16 protein-coding genes are annotated in these 21,648 nt (G+C 34.6%); 14 read left to right on the top strand and 2 right to left on the bottom strand.

Annotated elements, in window-relative coordinates; all coding sequences use genetic code 11:
* Window positions 1-78: 78 nt before the first annotated feature.
* The 7 genes from R6X41_RS04515 to R6X41_RS04485 all read left to right on the top strand — a co-directional run bounded on the left by R6X41_RS04515 (window position 79) and on the right by R6X41_RS04485 (window position 7,659).
* A complete protein-coding gene (locus R6X41_RS04515; RefSeq protein ID WP_318497859.1) occupies window positions 79-1,011 on the top strand; it encodes a family 16 glycosylhydrolase in 933 nt (310 codons plus the stop codon).
* Between the two features lie 27 nt (window positions 1,012-1,038).
* Window positions 1,039-2,064 (top strand): family 16 glycosylhydrolase, encoded by a 1,026-nt coding sequence (locus R6X41_RS04510; protein ID WP_318497857.1) that lies wholly within the window; start codon window positions 1,039-1,041, stop codon window positions 2,062-2,064.
* 33 nt (window positions 2,065-2,097) lie between these two features.
* Window positions 2,098-2,451, top strand: a complete 354-nt coding sequence (locus R6X41_RS04505) for a hypothetical protein (RefSeq protein ID WP_318497855.1) — start codon at window positions 2,098-2,100, stop codon at window positions 2,449-2,451.
* Between the two features lie 368 nt (window positions 2,452-2,819).
* Entirely contained in the window at window positions 2,820-3,950 is a 1,131-nt protein-coding gene (locus R6X41_RS04500; protein ID WP_318497853.1) for a mandelate racemase/muconate lactonizing enzyme family protein, read from the top strand.
* Window positions 3,947-5,401 (top strand): NAD-dependent succinate-semialdehyde dehydrogenase, encoded by a 1,455-nt coding sequence (locus R6X41_RS04495; protein ID WP_318497851.1) that lies wholly within the window; start codon window positions 3,947-3,949, stop codon window positions 5,399-5,401. Before R6X41_RS04500 ends, R6X41_RS04495 begins: the two co-directional genes overlap by 4 nt.
* Window positions 5,402-5,654: 253 nt before the next feature.
* Complete coding sequence (locus R6X41_RS04490) at window positions 5,655-7,139, top strand: family 16 glycosylhydrolase (protein WP_318497849.1); 1,485 nt, start codon at window positions 5,655-5,657, stop codon at window positions 7,137-7,139.
* A gap of 118 nt (window positions 7,140-7,257) precedes the next feature.
* Window positions 7,258-7,659, top strand: coding sequence for a c-type cytochrome (locus R6X41_RS04485; RefSeq protein WP_318497847.1), 402 nt, complete (start codon window positions 7,258-7,260; stop codon window positions 7,657-7,659).
* Between the two features lie 69 nt (window positions 7,660-7,728).
* Here R6X41_RS04485 and R6X41_RS04480 read toward each other — a convergent pair whose 3' ends face one another.
* Together R6X41_RS04480 and R6X41_RS04475 are read right to left on the bottom strand one after the other, a co-directional pair.
* Window positions 7,729-9,912, bottom strand: a complete 2,184-nt coding sequence (locus R6X41_RS04480) for a xanthine dehydrogenase family protein molybdopterin-binding subunit (protein WP_318497845.1) — start codon at window positions 9,910-9,912, stop codon at window positions 7,729-7,731.
* 2 nt (window positions 9,913-9,914) lie between these two features.
* Window positions 9,915-10,373 (bottom strand): (2Fe-2S)-binding protein, encoded by a 459-nt coding sequence (locus R6X41_RS04475; RefSeq protein ID WP_318497843.1) that lies wholly within the window; start codon window positions 10,371-10,373, stop codon window positions 9,915-9,917.
* A 324-nt stretch (window positions 10,374-10,697) separates the two neighbouring features.
* Between R6X41_RS04475 and R6X41_RS04470 the strand changes: the two genes are divergently transcribed.
* The 7 genes from R6X41_RS04470 to R6X41_RS04440 all read left to right on the top strand — a co-directional run bounded on the left by R6X41_RS04470 (window position 10,698) and on the right by R6X41_RS04440 (window position 21,482).
* A complete protein-coding gene (locus R6X41_RS04470) occupies window positions 10,698-12,986 on the top strand; it encodes an alpha-amylase family protein (RefSeq protein WP_318497841.1) in 2,289 nt (762 codons plus the stop codon).
* Between the two features lie 168 nt (window positions 12,987-13,154).
* The gene (locus R6X41_RS04465; protein WP_318497839.1) at window positions 13,155-14,627 is read left to right on the top strand and encodes a sulfatase-like hydrolase/transferase; all 1,473 of its coding nucleotides are present in this window, start codon (window positions 13,155-13,157) and stop codon (window positions 14,625-14,627) included.
* A gap of 236 nt (window positions 14,628-14,863) precedes the next feature.
* A complete protein-coding gene (locus R6X41_RS04460) occupies window positions 14,864-16,510 on the top strand; it encodes a T9SS type A sorting domain-containing protein (protein WP_318497837.1) in 1,647 nt (548 codons plus the stop codon).
* A 9-nt stretch (window positions 16,511-16,519) separates the two neighbouring features.
* Complete coding sequence (locus tag R6X41_RS04455; RefSeq protein WP_318497835.1) at window positions 16,520-18,373, top strand: sulfatase-like hydrolase/transferase; 1,854 nt, start codon at window positions 16,520-16,522, stop codon at window positions 18,371-18,373.
* A 159-nt stretch (window positions 18,374-18,532) separates the two neighbouring features.
* On the top strand, window positions 18,533-19,417 hold the full coding sequence (locus tag R6X41_RS04450) for an AraC family transcriptional regulator (protein ID WP_318497833.1): 885 nt from the start codon (window positions 18,533-18,535) through the stop codon (window positions 19,415-19,417).
* A gap of 221 nt (window positions 19,418-19,638) precedes the next feature.
* The gene (locus R6X41_RS04445; protein ID WP_318497832.1) at window positions 19,639-20,316 is read left to right on the top strand and encodes a bifunctional 4-hydroxy-2-oxoglutarate aldolase/2-dehydro-3-deoxy-phosphogluconate aldolase; all 678 of its coding nucleotides are present in this window, start codon (window positions 19,639-19,641) and stop codon (window positions 20,314-20,316) included.
* Between the two features lie 77 nt (window positions 20,317-20,393).
* Window positions 20,394-21,482, top strand: coding sequence for a sugar kinase (locus tag R6X41_RS04440; RefSeq protein ID WP_318497830.1), 1,089 nt, complete (start codon window positions 20,394-20,396; stop codon window positions 21,480-21,482).
* The last annotated feature ends 166 nt before the right edge of the window (window positions 21,483-21,648 follow it).

Here is a 21,648-nt window from a genome sequence, read left to right as displayed (position 1 = left end):
AGTTTAATAGCAGATTTAATAAATACTAAGAATATGGTGAAATTAATAACGACAAAGAAAATTTTAAATGTAGCATTCATGACTTTATGCGCAGGACTCATTTTTAATTGTTCTGGAGACGATGATTCTAATGCCACAGATGACGGCGGAGATATTGATATACCAACAGTAAATTCCGATTATCCTTTATCTGATCAAAAAAATATGGGAGGTTGGATCTTAAATACAGAGATTAGTGACGAATTTGAGGGAGATGTTATCGATGAGAGTAAATGGTTGGTTCAAGGTCGCGATGGTGTATACCAGTCTAATTTTGTAGGTCGTGCGCCTTCTCAATTTTCAACAGAAAATGTAAGATTAGAAGATGGCAAACTAAAATTAGAAACCCGTTGGGAACCTGAATATAATTTTTCGCCAAAAGTAGATGCAGAAGGCACTGCGTACGAAAACATTACTACAGCAGCAGTTATTACTAAAAAGGAGATTGTTTATGGTTATTTCGAAGTAAAATCAAAAGCAGCAGATGCAGAAGTTACAAGTTCATTTTGGGGCACCGGTGGTAATACAGAATTAGACTTTTTTGAAATGTTTGGTGATCATAAACAAACAAATAAACTTTGGAGAGATAGAGAATTATGGTGGTCTATTCACGATTGGTCTCCAGAAGGTGGTGGGAATACAACCTATACAGAAAATCATGATTTAGGATTTAGAGTCGCAGATGCCTTTCATGTCTATGGATATGATTGGAGCGAAGACGGCGTTAAGATTTATGTAGATGGTGAATTGTTTAGTAAAGTATCTGTGGCAGAAATTAATGCCTACGACGATAGTCAGCATAATGGTGGTAATGGTTCAAATCCTAATTATGTAATAGATAAACCAATAAAAATTTGGTTCGATCAAGAGACCTTTCCATGGCATGGTGTTCCAGATTCTAAAGCGGATTTAGGAGATAATGGTTCCGTAGATTTTGAAATTGAATATTTAAGAGTTTGGCAAAAAGGGTAGAGTTTCTAACAATAGATATAGATTTTTATGAAAACAAATAATAGAATGCTTTCATTTTTCACGCTTTCGATGGCCTGTGGTATGCTTGTAGGATGTAAAACGAAAGGTGTAGAAGCGAAGCAAACAATGGCTGTAAAATCAGTTGAAGTGTTACCATTTTCAGATTCAGAAAACATAGGAGAATGGATGCTAAATACGGAGATCAGCGATGAGTTCAATTCAAAAGATTTAGACGAAGATAAATGGTATATCGTAGGGAAGTTTGAAAATGGAAAACCTGTTTATAAACATCCAGATAAACCGAATAAAAAAGTGTGGATTGGTAGAGCGCCTTCGCAGTTTTCGGGACGTAATTATAGATTAGATAACGGGATGTTAATGTTGGAAACACGATGGGAACCAGATTTTCCGTTTAGTGAAACCTTAGATAAATCTTTAGACGATGGTTCTGCCGTAAAATTTGAAAATATTACAACAGCCTGTATTATTGGGAGACACGATTTTAAATACGGGTATATGGAAATTAGAAGTAAAGCCGCAGATGCAGAAGTTACAAGTTCTTTTTGGGCGACCGGAAACGGAACAGAATTGGATATGTTCGAGCAATTTGGCGATCATAGACAGCCCAATAAATTAGATAAGGACAGAGAGCTTTGGTGGTCTATTCACGATTGGAGTCCAGAACAAAAAGGAAAAAGTGTGTATACTGAACATCACGATTTAGGCTTTCGTGTCGCAGACGATTTTCATGTATATGGTTTCGAATGGGATGAAACAGGGATAAAATATTATATAGATGGCGAATTGTTTACTCAAGCTACAGCGGCGCAAATAGATGCTTATGCTAAAGAAAATAAGAACGTAGATAAAGGTTACGTCATAACTAATCCTATTCATATTTGGTTAGATCAAGAAACGTTTCCTTGGCACGGTGTACCAGATAGTAAAGAAGATCTAGAATTTAACAGTCCAGAAGGTAAAAAAGACGATGGTATTGTTGATTTTGAAATAGATTATGTAAGAGTTTGGCAAAAGAAAAGTAAAGCCAATTAGTGTGATTATTAATTAATATAAAAAATGTAAAACATGAAAAAAATCCTTTTTATCCTAATGTTAGTCTGTTCGTTTTCTAGTGCTTTTGCACAAAATAAAACGCAAGAAAAGAAGATTAATTATTTTGTAGACGCGGCCAACAAAGAATTTAGTTTGGACAAAGCACAAACTAAATCATTACTAAAAGCACGTAACACTTATGTTTCAGAATATATGGCGGTTACGAAAGATTTTAAAGCTGGGACTCTTACACAAGACGAAAAGAAAACAAAATTAAATGTAGTGAATGGAGATTTTAATCAGTCCTTTTCAGATATTACTGGTAAAACACAACAAGAGTTAAAACCGTTTTCTGAACGTATGCAAACCGAATTAAAAAAAGTGTAACCCGAAATAAATTCTTGTGTGTTTTAATTAAAATATACGGTTTGTTTTAACGTGAAAAAGTCATCAAAAACTAATTAGATTTAGTTTTTGGTGACTTTTTTGTAAATGTTAAACTGTTATATTTAGTGGTTTTTTTTTTAATTAAAAGCAATGAAAAGGTTATTTCTACCCAATAAAAGCAGAATTTGTTATAAATGGGGTAAAATACATTTTCTCTAGGGTAATTTTTAAGGATAAAAATGTAGGCATATTATATAATTTGGTCTTTTGTACTACCTGACGGTTTTAAGTCGTAAGCCTTTACTTAAAATATTAAAAAATAGGGGAGTTACAAATTGTTAAATAACCAACTTTTATAAAATTAAATTATGGTAATTGAAAAGATAGAAACATTTATACTAAAGGATAAACTTGCTCAGAGCTTTTTCTTTTCGCAATGGGAATATTCGGAACGTTGTATTTGTTTGGTAAAAATAACAGCCTCTAATGGGCAATATGGTTGGGGAGAAGGTTATGGTCCTGCCAAAGTTTTAGAAGCTGGAATAAAATTATTGGAACCCTTTGTAATAGGAGAAGATCCTTTGCTTAACGAAGTGGTTTGGAACAAAATGTACCGTAAAACATTAGATTTTGCAAGACGTGGTGTTTTAGTCGCTTCATTAAGTGCTATAGATATTGCGATTTGGGATTTAAAAGGAAAGATTTTAAATTTACCTATTTCAACATTATTGGGTGGTGCGCATAGAACTAAAATTATGCCTTATGCTACTGGGATGTATTTTACAGATTATGATAATCCTACAAGAGACTTTGAAAAAGAAGCAAAATCATACATAGACCAAGGGTTTAAAGCCATAAAGATGAAAGTCGGATTGGGAATAAAAGCAGACGTTGAAAACGTGGAAAAAATGCGTAATATTATCGGACCAGATATTAAATTAATGGTAGATTCTAATCACGCATACACCTTAAGAGAAGCGACAGAATTAGCACGTAAAATTGAAAAATATGATATTGGTTGGTTTGAAGAGCCTTTGTCTCCCGAGTATTACGATCAATATAACGAGTTACGTCAAAAGACAACTATTCCAATTTCTGGGGGGGAATGTGAATATTTACGTTTCGGATTTCAGCAGTTAATAAAAAGTAAATCTGTCGATATTATTCAACCTGATATTTGTGCCAGCGGAGGTTTAACAGAAGCAAAACGTATTGCGGCTTTGGCAAGTGCTAATGGTGTAGATTTAATTCCGCATACATGGGGAACTTCAATAGGAATTCATGTGGCATTGCATTTTATTTCTAATTTAGAATCTATGCCAGGTAGAATGTTTCAACCTGACTTTTTAATAGAATTCGATCAGACAGAAAATGGTTTAAGAGACAAATTATCATTTCCAGCTATTAAAATGGAAAATGGATATTTAGAGGTTCCTAATCGTCCAGGTTTAGGAATCGATATAGATGAAGATATATTAGAAACTTATAGAATATCATGAAAACAGAACAATTCGGATATAAAAAATTATACATCGACGGACAATTAGTCGATGCAGAAAGTGGAGAACGAGACGATGTAATCTGCCCAGCAACAGGCGAAGTTATTGCTCAAGTTGCGAAAGCAGGTAAGGCAGATGCCGAAAAAGCATTACTGTCAGCTCAAAAAGGATTTAAGTTTTGGAAAAAACTATCTCTAGCTGAACGTACAGCATGGATGTCTAAATTAAGATTAGCGATTCTTGAAAAAGAAGATGAACTACGAAATGCTATGGTGCATGAAATGGGGAAAACTTATACTGGTGCTTATGAAGATATTGAAGCTATCACTAATGCCTTAGAGTGGTATCCAGCGGCGATGAAGAATATGAGAGAAGAGCAAATTCCAGATTACGAAAATACGCATACCCACAAAATGGTGTCACAACCAGCAGGTGTTGCCGTTGCGTATTTAGCTTGGAATTTTCCTTTGTTAAATGTTGGATTTAAAATAGGACCAGCTTTAGCAGCCGGATGTTCATTAATTATTAAACCGTCAGGGTTATCTCCATTATCCACATACATGATTGGTGAAATTTTACATGATATTAATTTCCCTGCAGGTGTAGTAAATATTTTGGCAGGACCAAGTCGTGAAGTGGCAACACCAATGACAACAAGTACGATTCCTGCTGTTTTAACCATGATTGGTTCTACACAAACAGGGCAACGTGTTATTGCAGATAGTGTAACTTCTATTAAGAAATTAGGTATGGAGTTAGGAGGGAATGCACCTTTTATTGTGTTTGAAGATGCCGATTTTGAAACTGCTTTAGACTTAGCAATCGGATTAAAATTTGGTAATGCAGGTCAGATTTGTGTAGCTGCAAATAGAATTTTTGTACATAAAAGTATATACGATAAATTCTTAAAAGCCTATGTAAAGAGAGCTTCAGAACTTAAAATTGGTTTCGGTACAAAAGAGAACTCAGATGTCTTTATGGGGCCTGTTGTTTCTAGAAAAGATAGAGATAGAATTTTTGATTTGGTAGAAGATGCTGTTAGTAAAGGCGCGAAATTAGAGTACGGAGGGAAAATTCCTGATGGTTTTCCAGACCATGGAAATTGGATAGAACCAACAATTCTTTCAGGAACGAAACCAAATATGAACATATTTAGATATGAAACCTTTGGACCAGCTGCAGGTATTATGAGTTTTGAAACGGATGATGAAGTTCTTGAACTTGCAAACGATACAGAATATGGTTTAGCCTCATATATTTTTACAAATAATCATAAACGAATTGAACGTTTTACAGAAGAACTGGAGTTTGGAGAAATTCAAATTAACGGGGTTAAATATTCAATTTATTTACCACATGGTGGTATTAAAAATAGTGGTATAGGTCACGACTGTTCACATCTAGCCTTAGACGATTACTTAGTTAAAAAACGAGTGTCTACTGCCATATAATAATCGAAACACATTAATTTTTTCGATTAATAATAAAATTACAGGTAGTGCTTTTGCTGAAATTTATTAATACTTCATTCAGTTTAGCTAGGCCTCATATCGCATTCATTTCACACCTAATTCTGTGTGAAATGAATGCGATTATAAAACTTCAAAAATTAGTTATCAATATTATTTACTGTCGAAAATACGTCGACCGGTTATACGATATCCTAATGTTTAAAAGTGTACAACGCGTTAAAAATATATCAATATGAAATTTATCAGAGTTAGTCTATTTACCTGTATTGGAGCAAGTCTTCTTGCAAACATGAGTTGTAAAGATGAAAAAAAAGAGATTCCAATTGTTGAAACTATAGTTGAGGAAGATGGTGTTTATCCGTTTTCTGATCCAGAAAATACTGGTGGCTGGGTGCTAAATGAAGCGGTTAGCGACGAGTTTGAAGGGACTACAATAGATACGACTAAATGGTTTGTAGAAGGACAGAATGGCGATTATTATATTTGGAAAGGAAGAGCGCCATCTCAATTTGCACCTCATAATGTAATTGTTGAAAACGGCATGTTAAAACTAAGAACGCAATGGGAACCAGATTTTGATTTTGCCAAAGAAAGCTATGCCGATGGAAGTAATAAAGACGTTTATGGGATGTTTGAGGGGAAACCTTTGCCTGTTACAACGGCAGGGATTGTTGGGAAGAAAAGATTCTTAAACGGATATATGGAAGTGAAATCTAAGGCAGGAAATGCAGCTATAACTGCCGCATTTTGGGCTATTGGTTACGAACAAGAATTGGATATTTACGAACAAATGGGGAATCCTAATATAGATGGAACCATACTTTCTAATACCGTAAGAACAGCGATTCACGATTGGAGTCCTCCAGCGGTTAGACCTACCAAAGCATTTGGAAACGACGAAACGGTTTCTTACAATACATCAGATGAATTTCATGTGTATGCTGTAGAATGGGGTGAAGATTATTTAAAAGTGTTTAGAGATGGAGAATTAACGTATGAAGTGGATCAAGAAACTTTAGGAACGGATTGGGTCTTAAATAATCCGATGGAAATATGGTTAGATTCTGAAATTTTTAAATGGTTAGGTGTGCCTAATAAAGAAGAATTACCAGTTGATTTTGAAGTGGAATATTTGCGTGTTTGGCAGAAACCATCAGATAATTTACTTGCAGAAGATCGTGCATTCTACGGTTTTGAAGGGCCGATTTTATTTGAAGAAAATCCGAGACCTTTAACTATGGTTCCAGAAGATTCTATACCTAACGATTATCAGAAATTTTGGATGATTGATGAGCCATCTTCTAAATTTTTAAAAATTATTGAAGGCCATTATGCTTCAGGAGTAAATAGTCTTGAGTTTTCTGGTTATGGAAAAAATGACTCACTAAATATTGCTAAAGTTGAAGCTTTAACACCAGGAGTAGCATTACATATTCCTAAAGGTGATTATGTATTATCTATGAAGGTGTGGTTAGATCAAGGTCGAGCGGCCAAGAAAATATATGTCACTTTACAAGATCCAGAACTAGAATTGGTTTTTGATAATTTGGACACCTTGCCAAGACGCCAATGGGTAACGGTGGAAGCCAAAGTGTCTAGAGCAGAAGCATCCGGAATTAATGATGGTATGAAGTTGGAAATACGTAATGAAGACTTACCAAAAACGAAAGCCTCAAAATTATTTATTGATGATATAGCCCTTAAAATTGAAAAGTAGAAATTGAACTAAAACAGATTTTAGAGTTCAATTTAAAATGAATTTAGATTTATAGTTGAGTTTAGGTTAAATTGAAATAAATTTGAATTTAACAACCCAATAGTATTAAGTATTCCAAATGAATAAAAACGTTGCAAGCTTTATAATCTTCCTTTTTTTAATAGGAATGCCAAGTGTGATTTTTGGGCAATCTGCTCTTGATAAAAGTAAAGTCCGTGGTGAAAAAATATTTTTGCAACACTGTGTAACGTGTCATATGGTAACTGGTGAAGGGATAACGGGAGCTTTTCCGCCTTTAGCAAAATCAGATTATTTAATGGCTGATAAAATGCGAGCTGCAGAAATAATTATAAATGGATTGAACGGTGAGTTAAAAGTGAATAACGTAACGTATTATGGCACTATGATGGCAATTAAATTGTCTGATAATGAAATTGCAGATGTGCTAAATTATGTTAGAAACAGTTGGGGGAACTCAGGAGAAATTGTATTACCAGAAGAAGTTTTAGAAGTAAGATAAATAAAAATAAGTGTTAATTAAAATGCCCAACTGAACGACTTTCGTTTAAGTTGGGCATTTTTTGTTTTATTAAACCAGACCATAATCGGAAAGAGGTAAGTTTCTATACCGTTGTCCTGTGGCTTTAAAAATGGCGTTTACTAAAGCAGGCGCTATTACAGGAACACCTGGTTCGCCTACACCAGTTGGTTTGGAATCACTTTCAATAATTTCGACTTGTATTTTTGGAGCATTTGCCATGCGCATGAGTTGGTAGTCGTGAAAATTACTTTGTGTAACAGCACCGTCTATGGTTGTTATTTTTCCATAATAGGCGAGAGTTAATCCAAAAATTGCAGCACCTTCCATTTGTGCTATAATACTATCTTTGTTTATCGCTGTTCCACAATCGATAACCATATTTACATTGTGGACTATCACTTTATCATCGACCACAGAAACTTCTATTGCAGCGGCCGCATAAGAATAAAAACTATAGTGAACAGCCAATCCAATAGCATGTCCTTCAGGAAGTGGTTTGCCGTAATTAGCATTTTTAGCAGCGGTTTTTAATACGTGTTTTAGTTTTGCTGTTTCATATTTATAAGGATCTTTAGTGTCTTGAATTCTGTCATTTCCAATCAAGTTTAATCTAAATTCTAAGGGGTCTTTATTCGCTTTAAAAGCCAATTCATCGGCAAAGACATTGATGGCATAGCCATGCGGAATATTAATTACAGAACGTAACCACCCTATACGAATATAGGCATCGACTTTAACCGATTCAATTTGCATGTTGGGAACATCGAAAGGGACTTGTGTTGCACTTCCAACTTCCCATGCTTGTGGTGAATCTGTTCCCGGTTTAAAAGTAGAAGCTATACTTTGAATGCCAAACCGATGTAACCAGCCGGTCACGTTTCCATTCGCGTCGAGACTTCCTTTTAAATGTTGAGAGGCTAAGGTATGATAATAACTATTTTGTATATCGTCTTCGCGAGACCAAACCACTTGAACCGGTTTTTGTATCGCTTTAGAAATCATAGTCGCTTCAACAACATAATCAGGTTTCGCTTTTCTTCCGAATCCACCACCTAGTAGTGTAACGTTAATAGTCACATTCTCTTCGTTTATATCTAAATAATTTGCAACTTCTTTTCTAGCCGTTTGGGGTGATTGTACTGGAGCCCAAACATCGCATTTGTTATCTTGAACCCACGCAATAGCATTGGGAACTTCCATTGGTGTATGCACTAAATGCGGAAGATTATAAGTTGCTTCGAAAGTAGACGCAGCACTGTTAAACGCTGAATTTATATCGCCTATACTTTTTTCTACATGTCCTGGATTTTGAACGCGTTCAGAAATTTCTTCTAAATATTCTTCAGAATTATAAGTTGCATTTGCACCTTTATCCCACGTTATTTTTAATGCATCTCGGCCTTTAAAAGCGGCCCATGTATTTTTAGCGACAACCACAATCCCACCTAAAGCACCAAAGGGTTTTGCAATACGCGGAATCTCAATGACCTCTAAAACACCTGCAATTTTTAAAGCTTCTGTCTTATCAAAAGTTACTACGGTTCCGAAGGTTACTGGAGAGCGTTTTATAGCTGCAAAAACCATATTGGGAATACGTGTATCTAATCCGTAGATGGCTGCTCCTTTTGTGAAATCTTGTACATCTATACTCGGTAATGTTTTTCCAATATATTTAAAATCTTTAGGAGATTTTAAAGTCACGTTTGTAGGGGCTATTAATGTTTTTGCAATAGGAACTAAGGCTCCATAACCAATCGTTTTTCCTGAAGAATGAATAATGAAATGATTTTCCGCTTTACATTCGGATTCAGGAACGTTCCAATATTGCGCAGCAGCTGTTATAAGCATGGCCTTCGTAGTGGCACCCATTTCTCGCATTGTTTGGTATAATAAGCGGACACTTTTAGAGCCATCTGTATTCTGATTGCCGTAAATGGCATTTCCTGTAGCTTGTTTTACACTTACGCGATCCCAATCGGCGTCCATTTCATCTGCAATAACCGAAGTTAAAGAGGTTCTAATGCCTTGTCCCATTTCCGATCTGGAGCATACTAATATCAGACTACCATCGGTATTTAATTGAATGAAAAGATTAGGATTGAAATCTTCTGCACCTTCAATTTTTAATTCAGAATTATATCCATACATGGATGATGCGACAAGTAATCCGCCAGAAACGAGTCCGAATTGCTTTAAAAAACCACGTCTACTTATATTTTTAATTGGAGCCATAATTATTTGGTATTTTTTTGTTCAACGGTAAGTGAAATTGCCTTTTTTACACGTTGGTACGTACCACATCTGCAAATATTTCTAGACATTGCTGTATTGATATCTGCTTCAGAAGGATTAGGATTTGAATTCAATAATGCTGTCGCAGAAATAAGCTGCCCAGGCTGACAAAATCCACATTGAGGAACGTTTAATTCTTGCCACGATTTTTGTAGTCTTTGGAGGTTTTCTGTATCGCCTTCAATCGTAATTATACTTTTATCTTGAACGGCAGCAAGAGGTAAAACACAAGAATTTACAGCAACACCGTCCATTAAAATCATGCATGCGCCACATAATCCGATACCACATCCATATTTCGTTCCCGTAAAGCCAATAATATCTCTTAAGGCCCATAGCAGAGGCATTGTAGGGTCTGCATCCAATTCGTGGATTTTTCCATTTATGTTTAGTGTGATCATTTTTTAATAAGTTTAAAAGGATAATCCTAAGTTGGTTTTATTTGAATTTGTTTTAAAAAAAACGACTGATAGTTACAAAAAAAGTGTTTTAAGTTCATAAAATATACCTAATTATTACCTTTTAACGACTTTATTTTATCAATCATTGCGTAATACTATGTTTTTTATAATTCTGTATTTTGAAATTCAGTTCATTTTTCATAAAACGAATTGGGTAATTTTTTATTAAGGCATGGTAAATTCCACTTATAATAATTCAAACTTTTGAAGTTATTTAGCGCTACTGAATATGTTAGTAATACGACATTAAACAATTAAAAAAAGATGAAATTTTTTAAAATAAAAAAGGTACAATTTATATTAATTATAGGTTTTGCATTTGTCGGACCACAGCTTTTTTCTCAATCGATAGAGGACACCGCACAATTAAAAATGACGGAACTTAAAGGCTTAATTTTAGATTTAAATAGAAAAGGAATAGATTCTTATAAAGAACAAATGACGCTTCGTGTGGCCGAAATATTTTTAAAATATGCCAATTGGGATGAGCAAAATGTGGCTTTTAATACAGATGCCTTTAAAATGGTTCGAAATTATAAAGAACACGCCCATCAATTAGCCAAAGACTTACCTGATTTCGAACGGAACGATGTGGTTAAAATGTTGAATGAATCCATAGAAAGCGCCGAAAAGATTAATAAAGGTATCATTTTTAGAAAACCTTATCAAGAGATTGATTGGTCTAAAATTGAAATTAATAATGATGAGTTACTTTATAATAATAAACCTGTTTTTCTATCTGATTATACATGGAAACCTGAAACTCCAGAATTTGAAGACTTTTTTGGAGAATTAGATGGCTTCTTAATAAGTCCGATGCAGCTCGAAAATAAGGAAGGTAAGTTAAACGATAAAGTAGAAAATGAATTAAGAAATAAACCTTCAGGTAAAGCAGGATTTATTTTTATTGCGAATAATAAAGTTCCAGATTGGACAGCAAAAGCATATGGTGCTGAGTTTAATGAAATTGAAGGAAAACCATTCACTGCCTACGATATTGATAATCTAGGTGCTCGTGATATGATGTCCAATTTATTTAAAAGTACTGTCCCTCAAATTTCAGGTAAAACCTATTCGCAATTGGGGTATATGCTTACAAATGAACCCCGTTGGGCAAATTATAAGGATAGTGATAAAAAGGTGTATTTTAGAGCAGATGTGTCTAATTATACCATAGATAAATTTAAAACGTGGCTTAAAAATAAACATGGAAATATTGAGAGTTTAAATGCAATTTGGGACACGTCGTATGTAGATTTTGATGGTGTTTCAAGTGAAATCCCTATGGATATTTCATTAATGGGTACGCCGCAATGGTATGATTGGACAACCTTTAATCAAGATAGAGTGACCGATTGGTTTTCGTATTTAAAATCTGAAATAGTAAAAAATGATACGTTAGCAAAAGTCCATTTAAAAATTATGCCTTCTATTTTTACAGATAACGACCCTGATTCGGGAATAGACTTCGAAGCTTTAACGGCGTTAAGCGATTTTAATGGTAACGATGTTGCGGCACATTATAATAATATTAGAGCGCAATCAGATTGGGAAGATGATTATATTTTAGGATGGAGAGAATTGTATTTAGGTTATGATTTTTTAAAATCTGTAAACCCAAATACTATCAATTTTAATTCAGAAAGTCATTTGCTTAGTACGAGCCATACTAGAGATTTATTTATGAATCCCGATTATGTGCGAGCTGTGTATTGGGCAGCGTACACATTAGGTTTAAATGCCACTCAAACATGGTATTGGCCAAGAGGTGTAGATGGTGCTTTTAGTAGGAAATTAACAAATGCTTATGCAGGTTCTAATAACCAGCAGCCTAGAGTAACTCAGGAATTACAGAGCACTATTATCGATTTGAATACGTTTAGTGAAGACATTACAGCTTTTCAACAGGAGCGCAAACCCATTCGATTATTTTATTCTAAAACGTCTGCGAATCAAAAAGCAGATTATATGGATGGTATTTTCGAAATCTACGAAGATTTAAATTTTGAAGGTTTATCTCTCGGTTTTGCAACAAAAAATATCATTAAAAGAAATAATAATAATGCTTGGGATGTGGTGGTGATTTACAAAACAGAACAGGTCACACAATCAGAATTAGAGGCTGTTCAATCCTATTTGAATGCAGGCGGTAGAGTGATTATAGATGATAAAAGTTTTAAAACAGATGAATACGGACGTCCTTTAAAGGGATTGGTTAACAGTAAAGGCACGTTGCTAAAGGTTACAGGGTTAAAGCAAATAAAACAAAGTGCATTATCTATAGTAGAAGCACTTGGAGGCATGCCAGAATTAACGGTTGAAGAGATTACCGAACATAATAAAAAATCCTGTATTTGGCGATTTGTAAAAACAAAAGAGGGGAAATCTGTATTGTCGGTTATTAATTTTGGAAAACAAGATGTTCAATTAAAATTACAATGGAAGAATACCTTAAATAAAGCAGTTTGCATCGATTTGATAAATGGAATAGAAGTGTCATCAGAACCTATACTAAAACCTTATGAAGTTTATTTTGTTGAAGTGAAAGAATAAGTCTTAGTTCTAATTGAAGCCAGATAGTCATTTTTGAGTCATTAAATACTAAAGGTAATATTTAAGAGGTATAAGATAAAAAACGTAAGATTCGTTTTTAATTGAACGTGTAACTTTGAGATTTAGAAAACATAGCGGTTTAAAAACCTATAATTATAGCATTGTATTATGATGAAAAATATTAAAAATGGATTTATGCTTCGTTTAACTACAGCATTGTTGGTGTGTTTAAGTGTAAATTGTCAAGCTCAGAAATCTAAAACCAAAGGAGAGACCAAGCCAAATATAATAGTGATTCTTGCAGATGATTTAGGATATTCGGATGTGGGTTTTAATGGCTCTAAAGATATTTTAACTCCAGAATTAGATAAATTAGCAACGGCAGGAACTGTCTTTTCTTCGGCTTATGTGGCACATCCTTTTTGTGGTCCAAGTAGAGCCGGTTTATTAACAGGAAAATATCCTCATGAATTTGGTTCACAATTTAATCTCCCTGCAAATAGTGAAAAAACAGTAGGAGAAGGTATTCCGTTAAATGAAACATTTATAAGTAAAGCACTTCAAGAATCGGGATATTTTACGGGTGCAATTGGGAAGTGGCACTTAGGTGCAGTAGAAGCATATCACCCAAACAAACGTGGTTTTGATGAGTTTTATGGCTTTTTAGGAGGTGGACATAATTATTTCCCTGAAGAATATCGCGCTAAATATGATCAACAAGCAGCCGCAGGAAATGATAATATTTGGGATTATTTAACGCCTTTAGAGCATAATGGAGTAAAAGTTAAAGAAACTGAGTATTTAACCGATGCTTTTTCTCGTGAAGCGTCTCGATTTGTTACTAAGGCAGCCAAGAAAGATCAACCCTTTTTCTTGTATTTAGCATATAATGCACCACATACACCATTGGAAGCTAAACCTGAAGACGAGAAATTATTTGCAAATATAAAAGATGAAAAAAGGCGTACGTATGCGGCTATGGTTTATGCCGTAGATCGTGGAGTTGGAGAGTTAATAAAAACGTTGAAGAAAACCGGAACTTATGAAAATACTCTAATTATATTTTTAAGCGATAATGGTGGTCGTCCAGATCAAGGCGCTAACAACTCTCCATTAAAAGGAAGAAAAGGAGATACCTATGAAGGTGGTTTTAGAGTACCTATGTTTTTTCATTGGCCAAATCACGTCCCAGAAGGCATGCAGTTTGATAGCCCAGTAACCTCTTTAGATTTTTACCCTACGTTTTTAGGCTTAGCAAATGCAACGGTCCCAGAAGGTAAACAGTTAGATGGTATAGATATTTGGGAAGATTTTGTAGTAGATGAAAATCCCCGTAAAGGTGAAATGATTTTCGCAATGCGTCACCGTTCAGGATATTCGGATGTAGGTGTACGTCAAGACGAATGGAAGGCTACAAAAGCTTACAATCAAGAATGGAAATTATATAATATTAATGAAGATATAAGTGAAGAGCACGACCTTAGTAAAGAAAATCCAGAACAGTTAGAAGAGATGGTTTTAGGTGCTCAGACTTGGAGTAAAATGCATAATGAACCAAGGTGGTTTGATCCTGAAAATTTAAGTGAAGTTTGGGAAAATGATAAGATGGGTGAGTTTCTAACAACTTTCGATATTAATTAAATCCATGCTTTAAAAAAGCGAATATATTTACACGAAAAGCGAAGTCATTAGGACTTCGCTTTTTTTTGTATTAAAACACAGTTAAAAGGTGTTTGTTTTGTGTAATTAATAATGATTACCCTTGTTTTTTACATTTTATTAATAATAAGGTAATATAAAGTAAGGTAAAGGTAATTTTGCGGGATTATAGCTGAGATTTTCATCTTAATTTTCACAAAACTAAAAAGAAAATTTCCATGCAAACAACTTTACTTATTTATCAACCCAAAACCTACTTAAAAGAATCTCTGTATCTCTTTTTGTTCTTGTTCATTTTCTCTGAAATGCAAGCTCAAGTTTATCCGTTATCCGATCAATCTAACTCTGGAAATTGGGTGCTTAACGAAACGGTAAGTGATGAGTTTGATACAGATGCATTAGATAAAGCCAAATGGAACATTCAGGGTGAGGATAATGTTTATAAATCTAATTTTATCGGAAGAGCGCCTTCACAGTTTAGTACTAAAAATGGGGTTGTAGATAATGATAAACTAAAAATTCAGACCAAATGGGAACCTGATTTCGACTTTTCAGAAACCCCTCAAGATGGTGTGAAATACGAGAATATAACTACAGCAGCTGTAATTAGTAAAGCGCAGTTTCACTATGGTTATATGGAAATTAAATGTAAGTCGGCTGATGCTGAAATTACCAGTTCGTTTTGGACAACAGGTAACAAATCGGAGCTGGATATGTTCGAAATGTTTGGCGGGCCAAAAGAAGCCAATCAGAATTGGAAAAAACGATTAAAGTATAATATGATAAGTTGGGATCCTGAGAATTATTATTACTTACCTGACGGAAAAGGCCCTGCTTATACCGATAATATTCAAGTTGAAGAAAATACAGCAGACGATTTTCATGTGTATGGATTTGACTGGACTCCGGATTATATAAAAATTTATGTCGATGGCGTTTTACATCCGGATGGTACGATTTTAAGATCGGAATTAGGAGAAGAACGCTGGGTTACTAATGTGCCGTATTGGATTTGGTTTGACTCAGAAACGTTCCCATGGTTGGGTATTCCTGAAGAAGCCGATTTACCTGTAGAATACGAAATTGAATACATTCGGGTTTGGGATAAAAAGAATTTAATAGATTCTGATTTTTTTGGATTTGAAAAACCAATCCAAATCGATGAGTCTGAACAAAATTGGTTTATTCCTGCAGCTTCAGCAGCATTTATGTCTGTAAGTGAAGATAAAGCTGCACGCTGGTATAATTCATTAAAATTCAATCATTCAGGACCTTTACCTAATAATGTGGTTGCTTTTGCACCATTTAAATCCGTACAATTAGAGACTGGAAGCTTTACTTATTCTATGCAAATTTGGTTAGAAGCAGGGGCTGATATTAAAACGTTTCAAGTCATTTTTGAAGATCCCTGGACGGTTTTAAATTTTGATGTTTCGGGTGTAGAAACAGGGAAGTGGGTAACCATTTCACAAGATTTTAAACGCTCTATACCTTCTGGAGAAAAGGACCGTATTAGAATTCTTATTAAACCCGCTGATGTTGCAGAAGGCACAACAACCTTGTATTTCGATGAGATTTATGTAAATGCAACCGAGACTTTAGGTATAGATGATAGTAAAACACATGAGATTTCAAGTAAAGTTTATCCTAATCCAATGCGTTCAGGTTTGGATCAATATTTAAATGTTTCGTCTCCAACGGGAACACAACTTGTTTTATATAATGTAACAGGTGCCGAAATATTAAGAATGCATAAAACGGCAGAACCTTTTCAGATACCAATTACAGCATTATCTCCGGGTATTTATTTCTTATCTATTGCTTCAGGAACGTCTGTAGAAACCAAGAAAATCATCATTAAATAAGAACAAAACATGCGAAAAATTATAAATATATCAATAGTTCTGTGTGCGTTTATGTTTACATTTAATACAATCGCGCAAACTGCAGGTACGCGACCTAATATAATTTTAGTGCTTGCCGACGATTTAGGATATTCTGATGTAGGATTTAATAGAACAGCGAATTTCCCTAAAGAGTACGGTACGATTCCTACTCCAGAATTAGATAAATTAGCCGATAACGGTGTGGTTTTTTCTAAAGCACATGTTGCCCATGCATTTTGCGGGCCAAGTCGGGCTGCTTTAATGACAGGGGTTTATCCGCATCGCATTGGTGCACAGTATAATTTACCAAACGATATTTATGATACAGACGGGATTTCTACCACCGAAGTGTTTTTTAGTAAAGTATTACAAGATGACGGCTATAATACAGGAATGGTTGGAAAGTGGCACTTAGGTGTAGCAAACAAGTTTCATCCAAATTCTAGAGGTTTTGATGAGTTTTTAGGATTTACAGGTGGTGGTAAAAACTACTTCGAATCGTCTTATGAAGATATGTATTATAGACGATTAGAAAACGGAAATCCTGTGACTAATGAATACCAAGTTCCGCTAGAAAGAAATGGAAAATTTGTTGATAGAGATGAATACGAACAGGATGAATATTTAACCGATATTTTGTCTGAAGAGGCCGTTTCGTACATCAATACAAATGCAACTAAATCAGATCCGTTTTTCTTATATGTAGCGTATAATGCACCGCATACACCGTTGCAAGTACCCGATGAATATCTGGCTAAATTTAAAGATGAAAACCCGAATTTTGAATCGGATATTCAAAATAGTCCAGATATAATAAATGCCGTTCTACCAAACGGAGTAACTAGAGAAGCGTATACAGCGCAGCTTGTTGAAGATCGCTTAATCTATGCGGCTATGGTTAAGAAGGTAGATGATGGTGTTGGAGAAATTACGAAGGCTTTAAAATCTAACGGAATAGAAAATAATACGCTTATTATCTTTTTAAGCGATAACGGAGGGAAGTTAAGACAAGCAGGTGCAACGAATTATCCTTTGTCTGATGGGAAAGGAAGTGTAAATGAAGGTGGTCATCGTGTACCGATGTTTATGACGTGGCCAGGAAAAATTTCGGCAGGAACAACGTATTCTCATTTAGTAAGTTCGTTAGATTTTTATCCTTCATTTTTGAAATTAGCAGGAGCAAGTGTTCCTGAAGGAAAATTATTAGAAGGTAAAGATATTGTAGATGATGTTATTGCAGGTGATGAAACTAGGGCAGACGAATCGCTATATATTATGAGGCCTTATAATGGTTTTCATAATGGAGCGATAATGTCTGGGAACTGGAAAATTACTAAAACAGCAAATGGAGATTGGCGTTTATACGATGTAGAAAACGATCCAGGTGAAACAAAAAACTTAAGAAATTCTGAACCTGACGCCGACTTACTTGTCCAAGGTTTACTAGACAAAGCTGTAAATTGGGTGGTCGATTTTAAAGATGAAAAACCGGGTTGGTTTGATCACTATCCGCATCCACACGACGTGATGTGGCAAAATGGAAATTTACCTGGATATGACAGACTTTTTGGAAGTGATGTTTTAGGTATTGATGAATTATTTTATAACGTCGTTCGTGTTTCTCCAAACCCATCTTCAAATTATTTCAATTTAAATTTTGAGAATACAATTGGGATCCTAAATATAGAAGTCGTTTCTATGTCAGGGAAAACAGTTAAAACCATCAATTTTAAAAACACGAAAAACTCCCAAGTCGATGTTTCAGATTTAGTTGCAGGAATTTATATACTTAAAGTGAAAGCAGATGAAAATTTATCATTCGAAAAAGTGATAAAGCTTTAAACTAATTTAAATACACTTCAGCTTAAGTCTATTAGGATTGAATATTAATCCAGAAAAACAGTAAAATCTAAAGATAGGAACATATAGTATTTTATGCTTTGGCTACAAGCGTTAATAGCATTTAAGATAGAGTAATAATCATAATCATGTATTTTTTTAATGAAACTTACCTATAAACAAACCGAACGGAAACCAGAAAATTCATTTCTAATTCGACAAGATAAAATTCCTTGTATTGAAGAAAATTGGCACTTCCATAAAGAGTTAGAACTCATATATTTTATAAAGAGTGGAGGAACACGTTATGTAGGTAATTCTATTGGCGATTTTGGTCCTGGAGAGCTTTATTTAATTGGGAGTAATGTGCCACATTTATTCAAAAATCATAAAGAGTATTATAAAGATGAAGTTGAAAATGAAGGAGTAGATCTCATCGTGGTAAAATTTGATGTCGAGTTTTTAGGGGCTTCATTTTTAAATTTATCAGAAACGAGGTCGCTAAATTTATTATTTAAAAAAGCAGATCACGGGATTCAATTTTCTAATGCAGTGGCTTACTTAGTGCATAGACATATGGTAGGTTTAGTAGGGTCTCGGGGGTTATCATGTATTGTTGGTTTATTAAAGATTCTTGATATACTTTCGATTAGTGAAAATTATAGTACACTGTGTGCAGAAGTTATAAATAACACCTTTAATAGTAACGAAAAAGAGCGCATGGCCCGTGTAATTTGTTACTTAACCAATAATTTTGATAAGAAAATTGAATTAGATGAAGTTGCCGAAATTGCATATATGACTCCTAATTCGTTCTGTCGGTATTTTAAAAAACGAACTAAAAAATCCTTCACACAATATTTAAATGAAATCCGTTTAAGACATGCGTGCAGATTATTAATAGAAGGAGAAAATCAGATAGCCACGATTTGTTATCAATCCGGCTTTAACACGCTAACGAATTTCAATAGACAATTTAAAACGTTAATGCATCTCACGCCAACAGAATATATGGAGCAGTACAAAAAGAAGGTAGATGTGTTGTAAAATGGAGCATCTATTCCTTCTTTTTATCTATAAAACCCTAAAGAGGATAAAATAATGTAGAGTTTGGGTAAATTCAATTTGAAAAACTTGAAGCTATTCGGCTTATTTTGTTGTCAAGATACTCATTTACAAAAGTTTAATATTTAGGTCTTGGTCAGGACTAAATATTAGACTTAAATGAGGATTTTGAAAGCTATTTAAAAACCTTTAAATTTTATATTATGCAACCCATAGCACAACGGGCAATGAGCCCAGAAATAATAAAACGAATTGATGATGCCGGAGTTATTGCGGTATTGGTTATTGAAAACTTAAAGCATGCCTTGCCTGTTGCAGAAGCGCTTTTAAAAGGAGGCGTAGATGCTGTAGAGTTAACATTAAGAACGCCTGTTGCTTTAGATGCAGCTAAACTTATTAAAAAAGAATTTCCACAAATTAATTTAGGCTTTGGTACAGTGCTAACTGTAGACCAAGTTAAAGCGGTTGTAGATCTGGGTGCTGATTTTGCCGTAGCTCCAGGATGTAATCCTAAAATTTTGAAAGAAGCATATGACAAAAAACTGTCGTTTGCACCAGGAATTGTAACACCTTCAGATATCGAAATCGCTTTAGAACATGGTTGTAGAGTCCTTAAATTATTTCCGGCAGTAACATCTGGAGGTATGGAGAATCTTAAAAATATGGTAGCACCTTACAGTTATCTTGGATTGAGCTTTATTCCTTTAGGAGGAATTAATATAGCGAACTCCCGTTCGTATTTAGAATCTAATTTAATCACAGCAGTTGGAGGGTCTTGGCTAGCAAAAAAAGATTTGATTGAAGCTGAAAACTGGGATGCAATTACAAAAAATTCACAAGAAATTAGAGATTTAATTACAGATATAAAATCTAATAAATAACAACAACTTTAAATAAATACGAATAATTACTCTGAGTTAATTCAGAATTGAATATTCAAAATATAAATATAAACAAGATGAAAGCAATAGTAACCTTTGGAGAAATAATGGGAAGAATGGCAGCGCCTGCAAATTTGCGTTTACGCCAATCAAGGAATTTAGAAGTCACTTATGCAGGGGCAGAAGCAAGTGTTGCTGCATCTGTATGTAATTTTGGAGGAAGAGCACGTTATGTAACGGCATTGCCAAAACACGCCTTAGCAGAAGCGACTATGGACTCAGTACGCGCTGTAGGTGTAGATACGCAATATGTGTTAAGAACAGATAAAGGACGTCTTGGTTTATACTTTCTAGAAACGGGAGCAAACCAAAGACCTAGTAATGTAATTTACGATAGAGAAGATTCTGCAATTGCTATTACTACACCTGATCAATACAATTGGGATGCCATTTTTACAGATGCACAATGGCTGCATTTAAGTGGAATTACGCCAGCGTTATCTAAAAATGCTGCAGAAGCAACTTTAGTCGCTGCTAAAAAAGCAAAAGCAGCAGGATTGTTAGTTTCTATAGATCTTAATTTTAGAGGTAAATTATGGAAATGGGATGCGTCAAAGTCTGCAAAAGAATTAGCTCAAGAAACCATGAAAGGAATTCTTCCTTTTATAGATGTTGTAATCGGAAATGAAGAAGATTGTCACGATGTTTTAGGCATTCAGGCAGGAGATACCGATGTAGATTCAGGAAAATTAGATACCTCAAGATATCCAGATGTTGCAAGACAAGTTGTTGCACAGTTTCCAAATGTGAGTAAAGTTGCGATTACATTAAGAGAAAGTCTTTCTGCTTCTCATAATAATTGGGGAGCTATGCTTTACGATGTTGCTACAGATACACCACATTTTGCTCCTTTAGATGAGGATGGAAATTATAGATCTTATAAAATTAAAAATATTGTAGACCGTGTAGGTGGAGGAGATTCTTTTGCAGGAGGTTTAATTTTCGCATTGAATACACCAGAATTAAGCGATCCTGCAATTGCAGTAAAATATGCCGTTGCGGCCTCTTGTTTAAAACACTCTATTAAAGGTGATTTTAACTTTTCTACACGTGGAGAGGTTGAAGCTTTAATGGGCGGATCAGGATCTGGACGTGTAGTAAGATAAGTGTGTTAAAGTTTTAACTTGTAATATTTTTTAACATATAGCCAATGTGCATTTTGTTGTTTGGTTTAAGATTAGTTGTCAGCGTAGTTTTATAAAGACAAGTAGTTTTCAAGATGCACTATTGGTTTATTAATTTTATTCTGATAAAAATTCTATTCTGTTTCGT

This window comes from Formosa sejongensis (assembly GCF_033447105.1).
GTDB lineage: Bacteria > Bacteroidota > Bacteroidia > Flavobacteriales > Flavobacteriaceae > Formosa.
The sequence above is the reverse complement of the archived record's forward strand: the minus strand, read 5'-3'. Positions and strand labels throughout refer to the sequence as shown.